This window comes from Bacterioplanoides sp. (assembly GCF_965226395.1).
In the GTDB taxonomy this organism is placed as follows: Bacteria; Pseudomonadota; Gammaproteobacteria; order Pseudomonadales; family Oceanobacteraceae; genus Bacterioplanoides.
In genome coordinates, this window is the sequence record NZ_OZ245358.1 from 2577547 (window position 1) to 2597703 (window position 20157).

General features: G+C 50.8%; 16 protein-coding genes and 2 tRNA genes. 16 read left to right on the forward strand and 2 right to left on the reverse strand.

Annotated elements, in window-relative coordinates; all coding sequences use genetic code 11:
• The first annotated feature begins 22 nt into the window (after positions 1-22).
• The 3 genes from ACO05E_RS11960 to ACO05E_RS11970 all read left to right on the forward strand — a co-directional run bounded on the left by ACO05E_RS11960 (position 23) and on the right by ACO05E_RS11970 (position 2530).
• Positions 23-99, forward strand: a tRNA-Arg gene (locus ACO05E_RS11960).
• A gap of 67 nt (positions 100-166) precedes the next feature.
• A tRNA-Arg gene (locus ACO05E_RS11965) sits at positions 167-243 on the forward strand.
• Positions 244-604: 361 nt separating this feature from the next.
• Positions 605-2530 (forward strand): methyl-accepting chemotaxis protein, encoded by a 1926-nt coding sequence (locus ACO05E_RS11970; RefSeq protein ID WP_419813163.1) that lies wholly within the window; start codon positions 605-607, stop codon positions 2528-2530.
• Positions 2531-2581: 51 nt separating this feature from the next.
• Here ACO05E_RS11970 and ACO05E_RS11975 read toward each other — a convergent pair whose 3' ends face one another.
• Positions 2582-3283, reverse strand: coding sequence for a VWA domain-containing protein (locus ACO05E_RS11975; RefSeq protein ID WP_419813164.1), 702 nt, complete (start codon positions 3281-3283; stop codon positions 2582-2584).
• 16 nt (positions 3284-3299) lie between these two features.
• Positions 3300-4742, reverse strand: coding sequence for a hypothetical protein (locus ACO05E_RS11980; protein WP_419813165.1), 1443 nt, complete (start codon positions 4740-4742; stop codon positions 3300-3302).
• A 191-nt stretch (positions 4743-4933) separates the two neighbouring features.
• Here ACO05E_RS11980 and ACO05E_RS11985 point away from each other — a divergent pair, with 191 nt between their 5' ends.
• The 13 genes from ACO05E_RS11985 to ACO05E_RS12045 all read left to right on the forward strand — a co-directional run bounded on the left by ACO05E_RS11985 (position 4934) and on the right by ACO05E_RS12045 (position 20148).
• Positions 4934-5743, forward strand: coding sequence for a DNA-binding response regulator (locus tag ACO05E_RS11985; protein WP_419813166.1), 810 nt, complete (start codon positions 4934-4936; stop codon positions 5741-5743).
• A gap of 3 nt (positions 5744-5746) precedes the next feature.
• Positions 5747-7354 carry a sensor histidine kinase gene (locus tag ACO05E_RS11990; protein WP_419813167.1) on the forward strand — a complete coding sequence of 536 codons (1608 nt, stop codon included), beginning with the start codon at positions 5747-5749 and terminating at the stop codon, positions 7352-7354.
• A gap of 106 nt (positions 7355-7460) precedes the next feature.
• Complete coding sequence (locus tag ACO05E_RS11995; RefSeq protein ID WP_419813168.1) at positions 7461-8504, forward strand: type I glyceraldehyde-3-phosphate dehydrogenase; 1044 nt, start codon at positions 7461-7463, stop codon at positions 8502-8504.
• Between the two features lie 262 nt (positions 8505-8766).
• Complete coding sequence (locus tag ACO05E_RS12000) at positions 8767-9927, forward strand: phosphoglycerate kinase (protein ID WP_419813169.1); 1161 nt, start codon at positions 8767-8769, stop codon at positions 9925-9927.
• A gap of 239 nt (positions 9928-10166) precedes the next feature.
• Complete coding sequence (locus ACO05E_RS12005; RefSeq protein WP_419813170.1) at positions 10167-11396, forward strand: methyl-accepting chemotaxis protein; 1230 nt, start codon at positions 10167-10169, stop codon at positions 11394-11396.
• Positions 11397-11783: 387 nt separating this feature from the next.
• A complete protein-coding gene (locus ACO05E_RS12010; protein ID WP_419813171.1) occupies positions 11784-13712 on the forward strand; it encodes a phage tail sheath family protein in 1929 nt (642 codons plus the stop codon).
• Between the two features lie 11 nt (positions 13713-13723).
• Positions 13724-14233, forward strand: coding sequence for a phage tail protein (locus ACO05E_RS12015; RefSeq protein WP_419813172.1), 510 nt, complete (start codon positions 13724-13726; stop codon positions 14231-14233).
• Positions 14234-14238: 5 nt separating this feature from the next.
• Positions 14239-15081, forward strand: coding sequence for a hypothetical protein (locus tag ACO05E_RS12020; protein ID WP_419813173.1), 843 nt, complete (start codon positions 14239-14241; stop codon positions 15079-15081).
• Positions 15074-16705 (forward strand): hypothetical protein, encoded by a 1632-nt coding sequence (locus ACO05E_RS12025; RefSeq protein WP_419813174.1) that lies wholly within the window; start codon positions 15074-15076, stop codon positions 16703-16705. The genes ACO05E_RS12020 and ACO05E_RS12025 overlap by 8 nt, the downstream gene beginning before the upstream one ends.
• The gene (locus tag ACO05E_RS12030) at positions 16702-17805 is read left to right on the forward strand and encodes a Pvc16 family protein (RefSeq protein WP_419813175.1); all 1104 of its coding nucleotides are present in this window, start codon (positions 16702-16704) and stop codon (positions 17803-17805) included. Before ACO05E_RS12025 ends, ACO05E_RS12030 begins: the two co-directional genes overlap by 4 nt.
• Entirely contained in the window at positions 17805-19148 is a 1344-nt protein-coding gene (locus ACO05E_RS12035) for an ATP-binding protein (protein ID WP_419813176.1), read from the forward strand. Before ACO05E_RS12030 ends, ACO05E_RS12035 begins: the two co-directional genes overlap by 1 nt.
• Positions 19145-19420 (forward strand): hypothetical protein, encoded by a 276-nt coding sequence (locus ACO05E_RS12040; RefSeq protein ID WP_419813177.1) that lies wholly within the window; start codon positions 19145-19147, stop codon positions 19418-19420. Before ACO05E_RS12035 ends, ACO05E_RS12040 begins: the two co-directional genes overlap by 4 nt.
• Positions 19417-20148, forward strand: coding sequence for a hypothetical protein (locus ACO05E_RS12045; protein ID WP_419813178.1), 732 nt, complete (start codon positions 19417-19419; stop codon positions 20146-20148). The genes ACO05E_RS12040 and ACO05E_RS12045 overlap by 4 nt, the downstream gene beginning before the upstream one ends.
• The last annotated feature ends 9 nt before the right edge of the window (positions 20149-20157 follow it).

Consider the following 20157-nt stretch of genomic DNA (forward strand, 5'->3'; position numbering starts at 1 on the left):
TAAAATACGCGCCCCACGATGCGCGCTCGTAGCTCAGCTGGATAGAGTACCTGGCTACGAACCAGGCGGTCGAAGGTTCGAATCCTTCCGAGCGCGCCATTCTTTATTGAATGATTCCAATCGTGATGTTGTTTGACTCTCTGTTTCAGAGAGTGCCTTAAGAGACGCGCTCGTAGCTCAGCTGGATAGAGTACCTGGCTACGAACCAGGCGGTCGAAGGTTCGAATCCTTCCGAGCGCGCCAATTAAGCAACCTTCCTAAAAAATCAAACCGATTTAATTTTTCTAAATATTTATTGAATAATTCTTATCAGCTCGGTTGGATGAGAACCTTCGTAGGTTCGACAAATCGTCAGGAACGATTTGGTCCGCGTAGCGCCCGCAGGGTTGTAGGCAGGATGCCGAAAAGACCATCTCACTTCCGAGCGCGCCAATTAAGCAACCTTCCTGAAAAATCAAAAAAGCCTTATTAATGCCTGCTGTTTCAGCTGCTGTGTTCTGAGTATTTATGCTGTTTATAGAACAGTAGTTCCCGCTGTATCGCCCTTTTTGGCCTACCTTGCTGAAAATGTTTGCTAGGCTTAAAAAACTTCCGGGAGAACGATATGAACTGGTCACATTTACCGTTAAAAAGAAAACTGCTGCTGGCGATTGGCGGCGCATTATTAATTTCCATCACCTTATCCACCGTGTTAACGGCGGCTTTGGTGCGTAATAACACGATTGAGCGTATATCCGATAGCGAGATACCAACGGCATTATCCGGGGTTGCTGCAAAAGTAGCGCTGGAAATTGAAACCCGACTGGCCGTGGCTCGCAGCATGTCAGCCAATGCTCCGGTCAATCAGTGGCTGGCTGATGGCGAAGACAGTGCTATGTTGCCATCTGTGGTACGTTACTTAGCCGATATTCAGAATCAGGAGCGGGCGCTGACCACTTATCTGGTGTCAGGAGACAGCCGTAATTATTACACCGCGAAAGGTTTAGTACGGCAGTTAAACCCGGCGACCGATAACTGGTTTTATGATTTTGTGGCCAGTGGAAAACCTTACATTCTGGATCTGGATATTGACGAGACTACAAACCAACAGCTGACGCTGTTTATTAATCATCGCATTCCGGGCCAGCAAGCGATTACCGGTTTAGGGTTGGAAATCAGCCAGTTATCTAACTTTATCAGTAACTACCATTTGGGCGAAACCGGCGTGGTGTATCTGACCGGGCCGGATGGTGTGATTAAGATTCATCCGGACAAGCGTCAGTCTGGCCAGCATTTTTTAGCCGAGCGCTCGCAGTTATCGACTGAGTTGTCAGGCTTTTTGAATAAAAACATGGTTCAGGTACAAATGATCACTGAGCCGTCACCACGGTTGATTGCCAGTCAGTATATTGCTGATCTGGACTGGTATGTAATTGCGGAAGTGCCAACCGACGAATTGTTTGCGGCACTGAATGATACGCTGGTATTGGTGGTGTTACTGAACCTGGCCTTAATTGCTGGTTTTATTCTGGTTGCCGTTTGGCAAGCATCATCGATTACCCGCCCGATTGTGGATGCTTCTGCGATGCTGCAGGGCATTGCCGATGGTGATGCGGATCTGACCCGGCGCCTGGTGGTGCACAGCCGTGATGAAGTCGGTGCTTTGTCCGGGGCTTTTAATCAGTTCAGTGAAAATATGCGCAGTCTGATTGCTCGATTAGCCGGCACTGCTGAGCAGGTTCATAACGCCGCTTGTCAGGTACAGCAATCATCAAAAGATTCCCATCATAATTCACAGGAGCAGGTTGAGAGCATTGCTCTGGTGGCAACCGCGATTACTGAGATGGGAGCAACGGTTAAAGAAATTGCTGCCAATGCAGAGCAGACCGCCAGTGCCAGTAATACTGCGGTGAAGGAGTCGGATTCAGGCCAGCAATTAATGCAACACACCACCCAGGAAATGGGAGCACTGAATACTGAGCTGCAGGATGTTGCAACCGCAGTAGAGCGTCTGGCCGATGACGTGGGTCAGATCAGCTCGGTGCTGGGGGTTATTTCTGGTATTTCTGAACAAACCAATTTATTAGCACTGAATGCAGCCATTGAAGCGGCACGTGCCGGAGAGCAAGGACGTGGTTTTGCGGTGGTTGCCGATGAAGTTCGTAATCTGGCGCAGAAATCTCACCAAGCGACAGAAGAGATTGGCAGTATGATTGAAAAACTGCAATCGACTTCTGCCGCTGCAGTCAGCGCGATGCAAAAAGGCGGAGAGCGTTGTGCCACGGTTGTGTCGCAATCGTCGCAAGCATCCGAGGCACTGGATGCTATTCGTCATTCCATCAGTACTATGACAGACATGGCCACACTGGTGGCAACGGCAACGGTAGAGCAGTCCAGCGTTGTGGCGGATCTTGAGAAACACGTTACCCGTATTAACGTGTTGGCTGAACAAACCTCAGAAGCTTCTGAAGTGACTGCTCAAGTGGCCGAGCAGCAGCTGGATACTGCTTCTTCGGATCTGAATACCATTGTGGCTAATTTCCGCTATTAATGTTCACATTATTCTCCCACCTTTTCGGGTGGGAGAATAAAAACCGTGAAATTAACGTCTCGCCATCAGTTTATCCATTCTTTCCAGATCATTTAATACTCGCCAGTCTCCACCCCCTTCGACAACCCGGTTTTGCCAGTTAGCTAGTCGTTTGAGGTAGTCTCTTGGGTCGAGATTATCACTGCGTAGCTTAGTGACATTGAGAGCAACGACGTGAATGTCATCCAGGCTAATTGAAAAATCTCTAAAGTGATCATGGGGTAAATCCTCTTCTAAGTCTGAAAAAATAAAGACGTATTTTTGCTTAGCTCCGGTTTCGTTCAGGTATTGGCTGGCTTGTAATACCCCACCACTGATGTCTGTGTTAGCACTGCCATGTGTCAGCTGTTGGGCAAAATCATCAATCGCTACTTTAAATAAACGTTTTTGATCATTAGCTGCACTGGGACGCATATCAAACGTGGTTTTAGCGATAATATCTTTTTCGCTGAAACTGCCGCTGTCGATACGTGCAACAGCAAACGAGTCACCACTATCGAGATTGGCCAGCAGGTAATTAATAATGGCCTGAGCTTTGGTCAGTTCTTCGGTATAGGTACCTGAAGTATCAATTAATAAATAGACGGCTTTATTTTCCGGTGCCTGTTCACCACAGCCGCTTAAACCAAAGGGTAGCCCGGTTACCGCGATGGGAAATAACGCCGTGGCTAATAATTTTTTTATCGTGTTTATCGGTTTTATAAAATGATTCATACAGATCTCCTGTAATTTACAGAGCCAATGCAGAGTGATCGTCAGCTTCGGTTTTTATCTGGCGCTTTTTATTGATACGTTTTTCAATCGCCAGCGGCAGCATAATCAGCAGGTCATACACCTGAGTCAGGGTGAAAAAGACACTGGCGAATAAGTTGCCAAGGCCACGGCAGCTTGTTGCCATAAAGTGCAGTAAAGCCGTCAGCATAAGGCCCAGTACCGTGCGTAAGGACTGAATAAATGACTCCAATGGAATGGCAATAAAGGCCAGTGCAAAAGGCAGAATAAACCCCATCACCATTTGACCGATGGAAGGAATCCAGCGGAATTCAGCATGGCTGTTAATCACACTGGCACTGCTGCTCGCAGCCGTTAATGATTGTTGTAACGCTTCGCGATCGAGCGCCAGTAAATCCCGCATATAAGCCAGCGAGGCTTCGATACTGGCTAATATCGTCAGAATAACCAGACTGATGATCATCATGCGGCGGCGCATTTTATCGTCCATGCTGGCAATCACCGGAAATAAACGGGTAATGCGCATGGATTCCAATAAAAATAAGCCCATAGCCACTTCGATCAGAATAATCACCAGCGCGGCAATATCGGAGGTTTTCATGGTGCCGATATAGCTGGTGCCGCCCACCATTTCAGACATCGGCATGGCAATCAGCTGAAAGTTAATCAGGCCGCCCAATAAAGCAATGGTTAATACCAGGCCGGAAATAAAAAATTGCGTCAGAGAACTGGAAGTCAGGCTGCGTAATGCCACATCTTCACCGCGACGCAGTGTTTCATAGTGCTGCATTTGTTTATCCAGCTGATGACTGCGCTCATCCAGACTGTCGACGGTTTTGCTGACTTCACCCAAGGTGTCATTAACAGAGCGCCATTGTGGTTGCATTGCTGCTAACTGCTCGTGGTGCTTTGCGGCATTGGCTTGCCAGACTTTTAAGGTTTCTTTATGGGTTTCTTCAACTGCCTGCTGAATATTGCTGAGCACCTTGGCGACGGTTGGGTCGCCGTGAGTGGGTAATGCCGCAATGGTCGTGACAACGTCACTCCAGGCAGGTGGCAGGGGCGGTGTATCACTGGATTGCTGGTAATTATGCTCAATGGCTTCAATGGTGGTGCTGAGTTGTCGTTGTAGTGCCGGGTACCCCGACAGGTCACGGGCGACCAGAGTCTGGATACGGCTGAACTCCCGTTCAATACGGCGTTCTGCGTCGCGCCGGGCGGCGTTCAATAATACTTCACGATTGCGTTGGCTGAGGTGTTTTCCCGTTTGCTGTAATGAGCGGCTGCTGAGGCGAAACAGGCGACGTAATCCGCTTCCCAGAGAATTCAGAATCTGATGCGCTGGCTGGCGGCCAAAATACATCAGTGTCATGATGAGGGTCAGCCAGATGGCGGCTGACAGGCCCGGATTGCCGGACCAGAGTGTTAGCAAATTATTCATGATGTGCTCCTCAATAAAGTCATGGCTGCGGGCCGCAGGGCCGTGATGAGCCGATGAAAGTATGTTGCAAAAGGCTGGTGAAAAATCGGTGAGAAGAATGTGATATCTGTCGCTTTCGCTGAGTTGTGCACTGTTGTTTCTGTCATGGCTTGGTATGCTGAAGGGACGAAACGGGCTCAGGAAGCTGAATCATGATCAAGATATTCTGGGTGGAAGATCAGCAGCATTGGATCGATAAATTCCGGCCGTTATTACAAACAACGGACTTTTCCGGTGTCTCCGCTGAAGCTGATAATCGTCTGGAAGTGTTTAAACAGCAGGAGGCAGCACACAACCGTATTGCACAGACAGCGGATAATGACGCACCACAGATTGCCATTTTGGATGCCAGCCTGAATGGTGATGATGATGGTGGATTTTCATTATCAAAAGCCCTGTTAAAAAAATGGCCAGCATTACCCATCGTCTTTTTATCTGAACATTCCGGAACCGGTATTGAGGAAAAAGCCTTTCAGCAAGGGGTTACTCAGGACTTTATCGCAAAAAATCAGCGCAATATCGAAGGGGTGTTGGTATGGCGCATCAAAGCATTACTGAAGCCTGTACTGGCCGCAGCTCCGGTTAATCCGTTGTTAACCCGCGGCGATCTGGTGATCGATCTGGTGAGTTGGGAAGTACGCTGGAAGAATAATCGATTAATGAACCCGGCTAATCCGGCACGTCCTCTGGCACCAACACCACGTAAGATCTTACGCTTTCTGGTTGAGGCTTCTCCAAGACCACTAACCACAATGCAGATTGCCGACAAGCTGGATGCTGATCTGGAAAAATTCTCTTACGCCAATTATCGCCAGCATATTAAAACCGTGCGTAAATCTCTGGCGTTAGCTCATGGTGATGAAGCGGCGTTTATGGATATGTGTCGCCAGGGTGAAGGGGTTGTTACCTTTGGCGCCGAAGGCGCGTATTTATGGAAAACACCGGAACAGTCTGATGGGTAATAGATGATGAAACAAACAACCGAAGAAAAATTCAAATTCCATATTTATTACCCCTGGAAAACCTTACTGTTTGCCGGCCTATTGCTGTTTTATGTGCTTGTTTATCTCTCTCCGTTTTTACAAACGGCTCTGAAAATTCCCGTTGAAGTATTAAATATCCTGTATCTTAAGGTGAGCATTTTTTTGTTTTTTATTATGGCCTTATGGGAGGTACGCCAATTCCGACAGCAGAAAAAGACATTAAAACAACGTGTGCAACGATTATGGAACAATAAAAAAGAACTCCAGTTGAAAGCACAAACCTCGGCCAGTCATACCGATAAACTGAAGTTATTTATCAGTGATAAATTGCTCGAATATATCGAGTACGATGAAAAGTTCCTGCATTTTAAAAGTATTGCCTCTGAAGTACGGCATAACGGTGTGATTTCGTTTGATAAGGTTCAGTCTGCTTTGCTAAACGCAAAAGAACAAAGCCCGATGGCGAAAGAATGTGCTGCACAGGAAAGCACTTCTTATGACGATGCACTACAGGCGATGCGTTATTTATGGGATTTATTGGATTTATCAACCACCGATAATATGGCGCTGCATATCGGCAATCAGGTAACCCGCTGTGAAGAGCAGGTGTTTGAAGCGGAACTACAGGGAATGGCGCTAACCGATTTGCCGGTTTCTCCCTATTTTGATCCCGCTCAGGCGATACAGGATAGCCTGACACAACACCTCGGTATTGTGTTGTCCGATCATAATCCTCAGCTGTTATTGGATGAGAATGGTGCTTTTAGGGTTGAATTACAGCCCTGCGAGCCATTATTGGGTAATGCCAATCACTTTATTCTGATGTTGGAAAACTTATTGCGTAATGCTCAGTTTTTTGCCGCTAAGCGAGCTTATAAAAGTCCATTTTCTGGCGTGTCCGTATCGTTAACTGAGCAACAACAATATCTGGATTTGCGCATTTATAATCGCGGCCCGGAAATTCCTGCTGATCAATTCGATCAGATATTTCAACTGGGCTATTCCACCCGGCGAATAAAAGAGCACCATGGCAAAGGTCTGGGGTTATATTTTGTGCAGCAAATTGTTCAGGGGTTTGATGGTGCAATTACCATCAAGAATATTAAGAATGCTGCTGCGTTCTATCATCTGCGTCTGGAATTTGTGGATGGTACCCTTCATAACCTGAGCCTGAAGCAAACCATCGAAGACGGTGTACCGCTAGTAGTGGATGAGTCTGCATCCGAAGGCGGGCCAGCACTTATGACATCAAACACGGCAGCAGCCAAGCAGTGGCAAACACTGCTGGATAACAAATTAGTGAGTATTGAAGTCCATCAACAGGGGAGCGACCGGGTGAGCCGATTAGCCGTTGATCACAACAGCAAACATTGGTTTGACCCACAGCACCCGGATAAACCGCGCTGGCAGTTAACACTTGCCGGGCGTAAACAGGAAAAGCTGAGTTTTATAGCGCTGGATATTCGCGGTGTTGAATTTCAGATTCGTATGCCAACTTTATCGGGTCGTGTGGATGGCATTCCGGCCTTGGATAATGGTCCGGATGTGGACAAGCTGGGGCAACACTTCCAGTCGCCGGATGATTTTTAGTGATTATTCTCAGGCCATATGCGACTCGATAGTTGGCTAAAATCATTGCCACTCCGCCATAAAATCCGCGAAAATGCCGACTTTCAATTAATCATCCGGATACATAGTGACTTCTGTTCAACCCATCACTCGCGTTGCCATTAACGGTTTTGGCCGAATTGGTCGTTGTGTGCTGCGTGCTCTGTATGAAAACGGCTACCGTGATCAGTTACAGGTCGTAGCGATTAATGAATTGGCCGATATCGAGTCACTCAGTTATATGTTGCGCTATGACAGTACTCATGGTCGTTTTCCCGGAGAAGTCAGTGTGGCGGATGAGCGTCATTTACTGGTGAACGGTGATCGCATCTGTGTGCGCCATATTGAAGATCCGGGCCAATTAAACTGGGATGAACTGAATATTGATCTGGTGCTGGAATGTACTGGTCAGATTACTCACCGTGATGGTGCGCAACTGCATCTGGATCGCGGCGCAACAAAAGTGCTGATCTCCAACCCGGCAGACGCCTCTGTGGATAACACCATTATTTATGGCCTTAACCACGACACTCTGACTTCAGAGCAAAGCATCGTTTCCAATGGTTCCTGCTCAACCAACTGTTTGATACCGGTACTGACTCTGTTGGATCAGGCTTATGGTGTGGAAGCGGGTGTTACCACCACGATTCATTCGGCTATGAATGATCAGCCGGTGATTGATGCTTACCACTCGGATCTACGCCGTACCCGTGCCGCCGGGCAAAGCATTATTCCGGTGGAAACGGGGTTATCCAAAGGCATTGGCCGTTTGATGCCACATCTTGATGGCAAAATAGAAAGCCTGCATGTGCGGGTGCCCACCGCCAATGTGTCAGCATTGGATCTGAGTATTCAGTTAAAACAAAACACCACCTCACAAGCGGTGAATGACCTGATACAATCCGCCGCCGAAGGTGAGCTCAGCAGCCTGAATCTGAAAGGCATCGTTGGTATTAGTGCTGAGCCTCATGCTTCCATTGATTTTAACCATGACCCCAGATCCGGGGTGGTGGATGCCACACAAACCCGTGTGAGTGGTGGCAAATTATTAAAGCTGCTGGTGTGGTTTGATAATGAGTGGGGGTTTGCCAACCGCATGCTCGATACCGCACGTTTGATGGCAAAATATTAATTTTGGCCGACCAGGGTGTATTTTCGCTGATACGCGGTAAATACATCCTTGTACGCTCGACTACCGCGTCCATGCGGTAGACGATCAGCTTAAAAAACACACGCCTGGTCGGCCTAAAAATCCAGCTGCCATGTTCCGGCTGAGGGCGTCTGCAGCAGGGAGCTGCAGCCGAGCCTACAGGGACGTACTTGCGGCGTCCCGAAGTGGAATATTGCTGCTGGGTTTTTGCAAAGTGTTTAATTAAATTCAGCTGGGGAATTACATGACTGTATTAAAAATGACTGATCTGGACCTGAAAGGAAAACGCGTCCTGATTCGTGAAGATTTAAACGTGCCGGTAAAAGACGGCAAGGTAACCTCTGACGTGCGTATTCGTGCGTCTTTACCAACCATTCAACACGCGCTGGAAGCGGGTGCCAAAGTCATCGTGATGTCTCACCTGGGTCGCCCAACCGAAGGTGAATACGAAGAAAAATTCTCCATGCAGCCGGTGGCTGATCACTTAGGTGGTTTGCTGGGTCGTGATGTTAATGTGGTTAAAGACTTTAAAGCGAGCGTTGAAGTGGCTGAAGGCGAATTAGTGCTGCTGGACAACGTGCGTTTTAACCCGGGCGAAAAGAAAGACGAAGACGAGCTGGCTAAAGCCTACGCTGAGCTGTGTGATGTATTTGTCATGGACGCTTTTGGTACCGCTCACCGTGCACAAGCATCGACTCATGGTGTGGCTAAGTTTGCTCCGGTTGCTTGTGCTGGCCCGTTGCTGGCAGCTGAGCTGGACGCATTAGGTAAAGCACTGGATAACCCGGCTCGTCCGCTGGTGGCAATTGTAGGTGGCTCTAAAGTATCGACCAAACTGGAAGTGCTGGAAAGCCTGTCTGACATCTGTGATCAGATCATCGTTGGTGGTGGCATTGCTAACACCTTCCTGGCGGCGGCGGGCAAGCCAGTGGGTAAGTCTCTGTGTGAACAAGACCTGATTCCAAACGCTAAAGCGCTGATGGAAAAAGTATCTATCCCAGTACCTACCGATGTGGTGTGTGGTAAAGAGTTCTCTGAAACGGCTGAAGCAACCCTGAAATCTGCGGATGACGTCGCTGAAGACGATATGATTTTTGACATCGGCCCAGACTCTGCCAAAGCATTGGCTGAGCAGCTGAAAGAAGCAAAAACCATTATCTGGAATGGCCCGGTGGGTGTGTTTGAGTTTGATCAGTTCGGCGAAGGTACTAAAGCACTGTCGCTGGCGATTGCTGATTCCGATGGCTTCTCCATTGCTGGTGGTGGCGATACTCTGGCTGCGGTGGATAAGTACGAAATTGCCGACAAGGTTTCTTATATCTCCACCGGTGGTGGCGCTTTCCTGGAGTTTGTTGAAGGCAAAACTCTGCCAGCGGTTGCTATCTTAGAAGAGCGCGCCAAATAACCGCAGTAAGCCTCTAAGTAACAAATACTTCCAAAAGCCGACATTCGTAAGAATGTCGGCTTTTTTTTGTTCTGTCCTTTATTGGTGTGCCCTTATTTGGTGCATCTTGGCTGGGTTGTGGTCTTATTTGGTTCGTTCTTTGTATCCGAGATGGGTATTTTGCAATAAAGAACGATAGTTCATCATTGGTATGCTAATTGCTGTCTAGTTGGTTAAAAATTGACTAATCAGGCGGTGCTATGAGTGAAGTGAAAATTGGCTGGCGTGACCGGGTGTTAATGAACATCAGCTTAAAGCTGAAGTTATTGCTACCGGCTTTATTGGCGTGTGTTTTAGGTGCATTCCAGTTGGTGTGTTACTGGCAAGTCAGCCAATCTTTGCCTGCTTCTGAGTTACCCTTCAGCTTTGAGCAGTTTGCTGCGGTAACTGTGCTGATGTTGGCATTTATTATTTTTGTAGCCATATCTGTCAGCCAGAACATCATGCCATTGCTGGAACATATCATCAGTGTGATGAAAATTATTGCCGCCGGTAAGCTGAACCAGCGGATTGGTTTTTCAGGCTCTGATGAATTTGGTCGCATTGGTAATGCCGTGGATTCCACCATTGAGCAGCTGGTCGAGCTGATTGGTAAAGTCACGGATACTGCAGAAGATATTGTGCAACAAACCCATTGTATTGATCAGCTGAGCGTCGCCTCACAACAAGAGCTATCGGATCAGCATCGTGATTTATCCCGTTGCACCAGTGCGGTTTCTGAGTCGTCTCAGGTGGCTGGTGAGAGTGCCGTCCGGGCCGAAAAAGCGGATGGCTTAGCACGCCAGATCCATGCCGGTATGGTCGACATGAATCGTGAACTGAACCAGGTGACGGAGCAGGTGAACTTGCTGCAAACCGATATGACCCATTCCGTTGATGCTGGACAAACACTGCGACAGACTTCCAAACAAGTGCGTTCGGTGCTTGACGTGATTAACGGTATTTCAGAGCAAACTAACCTGTTGGCATTAAATGCCGCCATTGAAGCGGCTCGGGCAGGTGAAGCCGGGCGCGGCTTTGCGGTGGTGGCTGATCAGGTGCGGGCACTGTCAATCCAGACCCAGGACGCAACGGTTGAAATTCAGGCGATGATTGCCAATCTGGAAAAAACCTCAGAATTGCTGGTGGAAAGTATCAGTGCCGGTGACGCCCGGGTGACATCCATGGTCTCTGTTTTTGGTCATTCCCATGAAAGTGTGACAACAATTTCAGCGGATATTGACGAGCTGGCGATATTGAATCAACAAACGGCACAAGCTGTGATCAGCCAGCGTGATGGCGCCAATATCATGTTGCAGGAAATTGAACAGGTGCAGAAGCGCTCCGCAGAGTGCCTGCAAAATATGGCGTCAATTGTCACCGCCTGCGACTCTCTGAGTACAACCTCCACCTCTCTGAATCAGGCAACCCGAGGGTATTCGGTGTCATAGCCTGTTCCTACCGATGAGGAAGATGACTCGTCCTAAGCTTGAGTTCTTATGGGGGATTATCTCCTCATGGCGAAATCCCCCCTTGAATTTTTTCTGCTACTCAACCGCTTTAAACCTCAGCTGGTATCAGCAAAAGCCTGTAGTTATGGGTGTGAAATCCCCCATGGTGTGTTAGGAAATTTGTTAGAAATTTATCTTAACTGCTTGTTTTAATTGGGAAATTATTCTCTGGAACACTTTTTGTTATAGCCTGTGTGTATCGGCCTTTGCTGCGTTTAGCCTTGGCCTATAGAACAGTCCGCGTGCCCTGTATTCGTCAGCTTATGCAGTACTGCCTTCTATCAACAGAGATCACGGATGACCACTTTATAACAAGGAGACGAGAAGATGGCGTATCTGCATCCTGGCGTGTATATCGAAGAGATCCCCAGTGGCTCTCAGCCGATAGAAGGCGTGGGCACATCCACTGCGGTATTTATCGGCTCGGTCGATAAAGGGCCAATCGACTGCCCAACCCTGATTACCAAGTACGAAGAATACGTCACCGTGTTTGGCGGCATCCGCGACAGCGGCGCTAATGCGGTTGGCGATGCCATGGGCTTGTCGGTTCAGGCCTTCTTCACCAATGGCGGTACCAAAGCCTATATCGCCAGGCTTTCTCCCGGCGCGGATGAAGCGATCGGCGACAGTTCCGATGTTCTGGACCGCGATACCATCACTTTTACCGCTAAGAACCCCGGCGAGTGGGGTAATGGTCTGGAAATCCGAGTGAATACCGTGCCCACTCCCAGAGGCATGACCGGCACTTTTTTTCAGGTTGATATCGGCCGCACGATCGATGGCGAGTTTGTGATTGAAGAGAGGTATGGGCCGGTTAGCAGCAGCTTCGAGCATCCATTGTTTTTCGGCAATTTGATCAATGACGGCTCTGAGTTGGTCACCGTCGCGGTAACGGAAAACACGGCCCCGGATCAAACCGTCAACCTGTTGTATGGCTATAGCCAAAGCGGTGATCTGGCCGCATTAACCCAGGCAGACTTCGACCTTAGCGGTGTGGCTGATGCCGCTGATCGTACCCTGAGTATCACACTTGATGGCGCTGGTCCGGCAATCGAGGTCGAGCTGGCGCAACAGGATTACAGCAATCTGGCGGCGATTGCGGCAGCGATTCAGGAAACGGTGCGTAATTCCAGCTCAACGGCGGAAAAACGCCGTAAGTTCACCTGCAGTGTGATGGTCGATGGCGCTGCTGAGCACCTGATACTGACATCTGGCACACGTAAGACCACCTCGGCGGTGGCGGTTGCAGCCTCAACTCTGGCCACCACACTGGTACTGGGTGGTACTGAAGTGGTTGGCAGTGATACTCATCCAGCGGCAGAACCCACCAATTGGAGTGTCACCCTGGCCTCCGGCAGCAATGGTAGCGACCCTGAACGCAGTGATTACCAGGGCATGTTCACCAAGCTCGAAAAATACCGCGATGCCAATGTCGTGCTGTTGCCGGGTCAGACCTGGAGTGAATCCGGCAACCCAATCATCGATGATGGCATCGCCCACTGCGAAAAAATGAAGTCGCGCATGATTATTGTCGATCCGCCGCGCACCGAGCTGGAAAACGGTGCCATGGCAGAAACACTGGCACTGCCGACGTCAACTTACTCTGTTTCTTATTATCCCTGGGTGGCGGTCAATAACAGCTTCTACGATGCCGAGCGCAATCCGGGTGCTCCGCGGACTGTGCTGACACCGCCGTCGGCCTTTGCCGCTGGTATGTGGTCAAAAATCGATAGCCGCCGTGGTGTCTGGAAGGCGCCGGCCGGAGTCGAGGCTTCCTTGCTGGGGCTGGCCGGACTGGAACATGTGGTTGAAGATGCCGAGCAGGACTTCCTCAATCCGGCGGGCATCAACTGTCTGCGCAAATTACCTGGTTTTGGCAGCGTGATCTGGGGCTCCCGCACACTGGCGACCCGGGCTAACCCCGAATGGCGTTATGTGCCGGTGCGGCGTACCGCCATCATGATTGAGCAAAGCATTTTCAACGGCATTCAATGGGCCGTCTTCGAACCGAATAATCATCAGTTGTGGTCATCGCTGCGGACTAATATCGGCTCTTTTATGAACGGCTTGTTCCGGGCCGGAGCGTTTCAGGGTGAGAAGGCATCGGATGCGTACTTCGTTCGTTGCGGTCTGGGCGACACCATGACTCAGGCGGATATTGATCGCGGCCAGGTGATTGCCATCGTTGGGTTTGCACCATTAAAACCTGCCGAATTTGTCATCGTCCGGATTCAACAGAAAGTTGGCCAGGAATAAGGAGATAAACCATGGCAGCACCAATGTTTTCGGTGAATGCACACCGTTATGACCCCTACCGTACGTTCAAATTTCAGGTTCTGATCGATGGCCAGGCCGTTGCCGGCCTGAGCAAAATGACGGCATTAAAACGCACCACGGATGTGGTGACCTGGCGTGTGGGTGGCGATCCCAGTCATGAGCGTAAATTGCCGGCCGGTTCCAAATACGAGCCGATCACGCTGGAGCAGGGTCTGACTCACGACCCTGTGTTCGAGAATTGGGCCAATCTGGTGAACAATATTCAGGGTGATAGTGCCGTGTCTTTGCTGAATTACCGCAAGGATATTGTGATTAATGTACTGAATCTGCAGGGCAGTGTGGCCATTTCTTACAAGGTCTATCGCTGCTGGGTGTCGGAGTATCAGGCCTTGCCCGACTTTGATGCCAATACCACCAATACCGTGGGTATCCAGAGCCTGAAGCTGGAACACGAGGGGTGGGAACGCGACACCGCCGTTAGTGAACCAACAGAAAGCTGATCGTGATGGCTGAGGTACGTCTTGTTGTTGGCGTCCGTGACCCGGATGTCAGCCAGCAGAGCGACAGTCGCTGGTTGCGCACTGCACAGCTGAGGGCGCTGGATGGCTTTGCCGAAGAGCGGATGGCTCAGGCACTGGCCAATGCGGCGGCTTTGCCAGCGCAAGTGACCCGGTTACTGTGTCAGGCCGTGGCCAGCATTGACCATGTGCCAATGACCCCGTCATTGGCCGAACAGTTACTGCCGGTTGATCGGCAGTTGTTGATGCTGAAACTGGCGCAACGACTGGATGGAGATCAGGTCTGGTTGCAAGCTCACTGTGTGCACTGCCATGAACCCTTCGACTTAAGTTATCAGCGCTCGGACTTACCAGTTACTACGGTCGAACAAGCGAACCTGAGCAAGGTGCTGGTGCAGGGAGTGCGGGTTAAATTGCAGCAGAGCGAATGCCATTTTCGGGTTCCTACCGGCGCTGATCAGACGGCGATTTCCGCTTGTGCCGAAGAACAGGCGCTGCCGGTGTTATTGCAGCGACTGTTGTTACCGGGAAGTCAGCTGCCGGAACCACTGCAACACGACGACATTGAACGTATCGCTGAAGCTTTGGAGTCTGCTACGCCACAGCTGCCACAAGCTATGTTCACGGCTTGCCCGGAGTGCGGCATGGAGCAATATGTTGGGCTGAACCTCTATCAATTACAGGGCGCGAGCCAGTCGCAGCTGCTGCGCGAGGTGCATTATCTGGCCAGTCATTATCACTGGCATGAGGCGGATATTCTGGCTTTGCCGCGACAGCGCCGCCACCAATACCTGAGCATGATAGATGAGAGCGGAGGCCAGCATGGATAAGCCTCAAATGCCCAAGCCGCTCTCAGTCACTACGTTGTCTGGGTCGCCCTCAATCACTGCGCCGGGAAATTTTCTAACGAATTTAGTGCGTGACAGTCGCCGGACATTATCCGGCTCGCCCATTGCTGCGGCTATGTCTGGGGTTGGGTCTGTACCTGAATCCGAGCTATCTGCTGCTGATCGCTTGAGTGCTGATGCTATTGCCGAACCGGTGGTTGAGCCAGGTTTTCAGAAACAGAGTATCTATCAAGAAAACTCTCACGTTGAAGGTGGTGCAGGTCATAATGATGCCGATGGTTTGCATCAGTCTGCTGCAACTCCTGTGGGAATGTCAGGGAGAGAATTCGAATCCGGGGTTGGTGACGATTCGAATGATATAAGCACAGACAGGGATTGGAATCCTGGGGAGGCGGAAGTTACCTCAAAATCAGACCAATCCCTAAGCCCGTTGTCGAAAAGTCCGCTAGCAAAAGACCTGCTATCAACTGACAGGCATCTATCAGACGCTGAGACTGGGGTAGAGGCAGGGGCAGAGAAAAGGAACGATAGCTATGTCGGCTTGCCAGATGATCGGGCGCATCAAAACTCTCCTGTGCAATCGCCGGAGTCAGGGTTAGTAACAAAGCCACCGTTGGGTGCTCCTTATAAGCCAGGTCAGGAGTCAGACCAAAAAACAGCTACGGCTGATTTTTTTGATGAGCCTTCTGATGGGGGCTCCGATTCTGATCAAATGGAAACTGCACAGGCTGGATCTGAACCAACGATATTAGCTGAAACGACAAAGGTGAGGTCTGAGAATGTTGAGGCTTCTTTGCTGAAATCCGATGCTGATGCAGGGTATGAGGCGGGATATAAGTCGATTGCTGAAGGAAAGCCAGTTTATGATGATTCAAATTTTATAAATGTAAATAAATACAATGACTTAAATAAAATAGCTGATCCTAAATATAAAGAAGTATTACCCTCTGAATCGACTGGTAAGTACCTGAACTCTTCGGCGCAGCATAAGCCTGAGCCGGTTGCTGCACTTTCTATATCTTCAGCACCTTCTGCTCCTGCCGAACCTTCGCTACAGCAGCCGCTCGCGAAGTCATCGGCCAGTTATGTGCCTGACCGGGAGGCAAAGGTCCCAAATAAGGTGCAAGCCCCTGAAACGGCGCAAGCTGCTAGAACTCAATCGCAATTGGCTGGATCTCTGGCAATAACCGAACCCTTGGGACAACCGCTTAAGCCGGCTGATAGCCACACTGGACAAGCAAAATCGGTTGATACCATTCCGGTAAATAACTGGCCCGATTCAGAGCGTGATAACGTCAAGTCGTCGCCAGCAGCGCTGGCTTCTAAGCCAATTATCAAACCAGCTGCCAAGCAGTCTGATGATGTTGGCTCTCAGCTTGCCACTGCTGTCACAACAGTGGGCAAGCAAGGGGTAAAGCCAGAGACCAAACCACTGTTGAAACCGGCTGATAAATCCGTGCCTTCGGTCTCAATCGGTGAAGTCGAGGTGATCATTCGGGCTGCGGAAACCGATCAGAGCAATACTCCCAATACTCAACCCAGCAGTCGTCTCACCGGGCTGGCAGAAGCCGCAGTCAGTCGCTATTACCTGAGGAGGCTGTCGTGATTGATGCCAATGCCATCTCGCTGGTGGCTCAGGGGCTGCGGACCAGTCTGGCTCAAGGGCTGAGCATAGACTCCAGTCAGGTTTTAATTGGTAGTCCGGCCACCAATGCCACCACGGCGCAGAACCAGACCGGTTTGCAGTATCTGAATCTGTTTTTCTTTCGGGCCGATTACGGCGGGTATTCGCCTTCGGCAGGCATTGATGATCCCATCTATCTGCGTGTGTTTTGCCTGATAACGGCTTTTGGTAACGATGAAACTGATGGTGAACTGACGGTTACCGCCGGGGAAAATGACCTACGTTTAGTCGGCGGAGTGGCGGCGCATTTGCATCAGGCGCCTGTTATCCGGGTTGAAGATGATCAGGCGCGGGAAGTGGCTCAGCTGCAGGTGGTGATCGCGCCAATGACCAATGACGATATCAATAACATCTGGTCAACTCAGTCGGATACCAGTTATCGCTTGTCGCTGGCGTATGAAATTGCTTTGGTGCCTGCACCTTTATCACGGCCTCTGGCCGGAGCGAACCGGGTCGGCAGTATCGGGCTGGGATTATTCTCAGGTGATGATATGGCGGCAGAGAGCCAGCGCAGTGTTGTGCCCGGGTCTTTTTTGAATGGTTCTTCGCCATCTGGATACGCCATGCCTGCGGCGCACAGGGTGCGGACACACACAGCCGATGGCAGTGTTATTCCGGGCTGGGTGCCACATTTACTGTTGGCCAATGATGATGATCAGCTCAGTCACAGCATGACCTTTGAGATTGACCAGCTGCCAGTCGATTTTTCTGCTCTGCTGCTCGGGCTCGAAGGCGAGTCCTGCGATCTGATATTGCAGCGTTGGGATAACGCCGAGGGCTGGCTGGATCTGGTTAACCCGGGTATCAGCCTGACAGCCGCCACTGACCGTCTTGATCCCAGATGCTTTAATCCGGCTCTGATTAGCTCGGCCTTTGCCTTTCCCTTTAATGCCATCGGTCAGTATCAGCTGTTTGCAACCCGCAGCTACAGCAACTTGCTGGATGAAACCATTCAGGTGCGCAGTAATCCGGTATTGATCACAGTGGCACCGGCCTCTCCTGATGCAGAAGGAGGTGGCTGATGGATGGCTTACGGAACAATCTGGAGCTGGAATGGACGCGGCTGGAATTGCTGGCCGAATGCGTAAGTGATGCGCGTGCAGGGCGGGCCTATTCCAGCTCGCGCCAGCAACAGCTGGAGCAATTGCAAGGGCAGGTAATGGCGCTGCGCCAGCAGCAGCCCTGGCAGAAGATGATTGCCGAGCATCAGCTGACGCCACTGGATCAGGACATTCTGGCCTGTTCCCTGGCACCGGAAACCCATCCGCATCTGGGATGGATGTACAGCCAGTTGCAACCTGCGCACAGCCCTTACCCAAGTCCTGCCTTGATTCAGGAACTGTTGTTTATTCCGGCGGCGGAAAGCCATCTGCTGCAACAGCGTTTGCAGCCATCAGCGCCTTTGCTGCGTTATGGCTTATTGGCCGATGCGACGCCGCAGCGCTATCAGCCGTTGCATACCTCAGCGCGGGCGCAGCAGGGTTTATTGGAGTATCAGCACACTGGCATGGATTTGCCCGGTGCGGTGCGGCTTAAGGCGACAGGATCCTGGTCGGACCTGGTATTGCCGGCTAACAGTCTGGCGCGCTTGCGTGAATACATGCTGTGGCTGACCCACCGACAGCAGGTAGAGCAGGAATGGGGTGGCGAGATTATTGGTGGCCCGGTGGCGTTATTCTCCGGCCCGTCCGGCACCGGCAAAACCTATGCGGCCAGCGTGATCGCCAATGAGCTGGGCTGGCCCTTGTATCGGGTCGATCTGGGTATGTTGGTGAGCAAATATGTGGGCGAGACCGAAAAGAATCTGAACCAGCTGCTGGATGCTGCCCATGGCCAGAATCTGGTGTTGTTGTTTGACGAAGCCGATGCCTTGTTCGGGCGTCGGGCTGAAGTGAAAGATGCCCGCGACCGCTACGCCAATATGGAAGTCAGTCATCTGCTGAGCCGGATCGAACGGCATCACGGCCCCTGCATTCTGACCAGTAACTTTCGACAGAATCTGGACCCGGCTTTTGCCCGGCGTTTCCAGATGGTGGTGGAATTTGCTCGACCGGATGCCAGCGCCCGACTGGCGCTCTGGAATCAGCATATCCCATGTCGGGCACCCAGATCTGACAGTCTTGATCTGGCACTGGTTGCCAACTCAGTGGCACTGACCGGCGGGCAGATTCGCAACGTCGCCTTGCACGCAGCGTTTCTGGCGGCAGAGCGCCAGCAACCGATTTCTACCGGGTTGCTGACTCAGGGTATCTGGACTGAATTTGCCAAAGAAGGGCGCGAAATGGTGGCGTCCCGGCTGGGGGACTTGCAGTCGTATCTGAATCCTCCGGCTGACGTGCCTGGTGCCAGAGAGGCTGTGTTATGAATTCTATTAAATCATTTAAAAATAATAGCTTAAGAAGTATAGATAAAGTCGTGGTTGAGATTCCTTCGGCTTTGTCAGAGCAGCAGGCCTATATCAATGATCAGGTGCGCGATGGTTTAAAAGCGCAGCTGCAACAGCATCGTTTTGATCGTGATCTGAATTTGCCCGCTTTGCATTTAGGTGTGATTGAAACGCAACCAGATACCGATGCAGATGAGCTGGTGACAGAAATCCTCAGGCGATTTGCCCAGCAACTGGAGCGTGCCTTATGAGCAGAGAAACCGGTAGCTATTCTGCGCTGAAAGTAACTCGTGGTGAGTTGCTGGAATACACAGACGATCCCAATCCACTGAAGCTGACCTTTGAGTTTAACCCTTCGACCATTACCCGTAGCCGCACTATCAGTCTGGGAACAGGACAGGCCCAGGGTAACGAAGGCGGTTATGACTTTGACAGTCCGTCGCAGGTGGTGCGGGCAACACAGGGAGTGCGCATTACGCCGGAAACTTTCTCGCTGAAGATTCTGCTCGATGCCACCGATCGTCTGAATGCCGGCGATGCCATGAGCAAAAACTATGGTGTGCAGCCTGAGATCGATACCTTACGCAGTCTGGTCGAGCCTAAGTTACAGAGTCCCAATGGTGCCCGCACCCTAGCTGCACTGGGCGAAACTCAAGGATCGGCGCTGGATCGAAGCCGTTATGCGTCACTGATTAAGTTTATCTGGGGCAATCAGACCCTGCCGGTGTTCCTGTTGCAGGTCAGCCTCAACGTCAAAGACTACCTGCCCAATCTGTTTCCATACCGGGCTGAAGCGACCTTAAAACTCCAGGTCGTCGAGAGCGACAACCCTATTTACAAAGAAGAAATGCGGCGTCAGTTCGGTGCGGCCCAGCAGTATGTAGCTTCCGCCAACTCCGCGACCACTGAAACACCGGCTGACGCTGGAAACGCGCCAGCCCCCGCTGCTGGCGCAGGTGCAGGTGCAGGTGCAGGATAAGAGGCTGAC

Bases quoted from the DNA above. Each gene is read 5' to 3' on its own strand.
- ACO05E_RS11970 (WP_419813163.1), top strand. From the start codon at position 605: ATGAACTGGTCACATTTACCGTTAAAAAGAAAACTGCTGCTGGCGATT.
- ACO05E_RS11975 (WP_419813164.1), bottom strand. From the start codon at position 3,283: ATGAATCATTTTATAAAACCGATAAACACGATAAAAAAATTATTAGCC.
- ACO05E_RS11980 (WP_419813165.1), bottom strand. From the start codon at position 4,742: ATGAATAATTTGCTAACACTCTGGTCCGGCAATCCGGGCCTGTCAGCC.
- ACO05E_RS11985 (WP_419813166.1), top strand. From the start codon at position 4,934: ATGATCAAGATATTCTGGGTGGAAGATCAGCAGCATTGGATCGATAAA.
- ACO05E_RS11990 (WP_419813167.1), top strand. From the start codon at position 5,747: ATGATGAAACAAACAACCGAAGAAAAATTCAAATTCCATATTTATTAC.
- ACO05E_RS12000 (WP_419813169.1), top strand. From the start codon at position 8,767: ATGACTGTATTAAAAATGACTGATCTGGACCTGAAAGGAAAACGCGTC.
- ACO05E_RS12005 (WP_419813170.1), top strand. From the start codon at position 10,167: ATGAGTGAAGTGAAAATTGGCTGGCGTGACCGGGTGTTAATGAACATC.
- ACO05E_RS12010 (WP_419813171.1), top strand. From the start codon at position 11,784: ATGGCGTATCTGCATCCTGGCGTGTATATCGAAGAGATCCCCAGTGGC.
- ACO05E_RS12015 (WP_419813172.1), top strand. From the start codon at position 13,724: ATGGCAGCACCAATGTTTTCGGTGAATGCACACCGTTATGACCCCTAC.
- ACO05E_RS12020 (WP_419813173.1), top strand. From the start codon at position 14,239: ATGGCTGAGGTACGTCTTGTTGTTGGCGTCCGTGACCCGGATGTCAGC.
- ACO05E_RS12025 (WP_419813174.1), top strand. From the start codon at position 15,074: ATGGATAAGCCTCAAATGCCCAAGCCGCTCTCAGTCACTACGTTGTCT.
- ACO05E_RS12035 (WP_419813176.1), top strand. From the start codon at position 17,805: ATGGATGGCTTACGGAACAATCTGGAGCTGGAATGGACGCGGCTGGAA.
- ACO05E_RS12040 (WP_419813177.1), top strand. From the start codon at position 19,145: ATGAATTCTATTAAATCATTTAAAAATAATAGCTTAAGAAGTATAGAT.
- ACO05E_RS12045 (WP_419813178.1), top strand. From the start codon at position 19,417: ATGAGCAGAGAAACCGGTAGCTATTCTGCGCTGAAAGTAACTCGTGGT.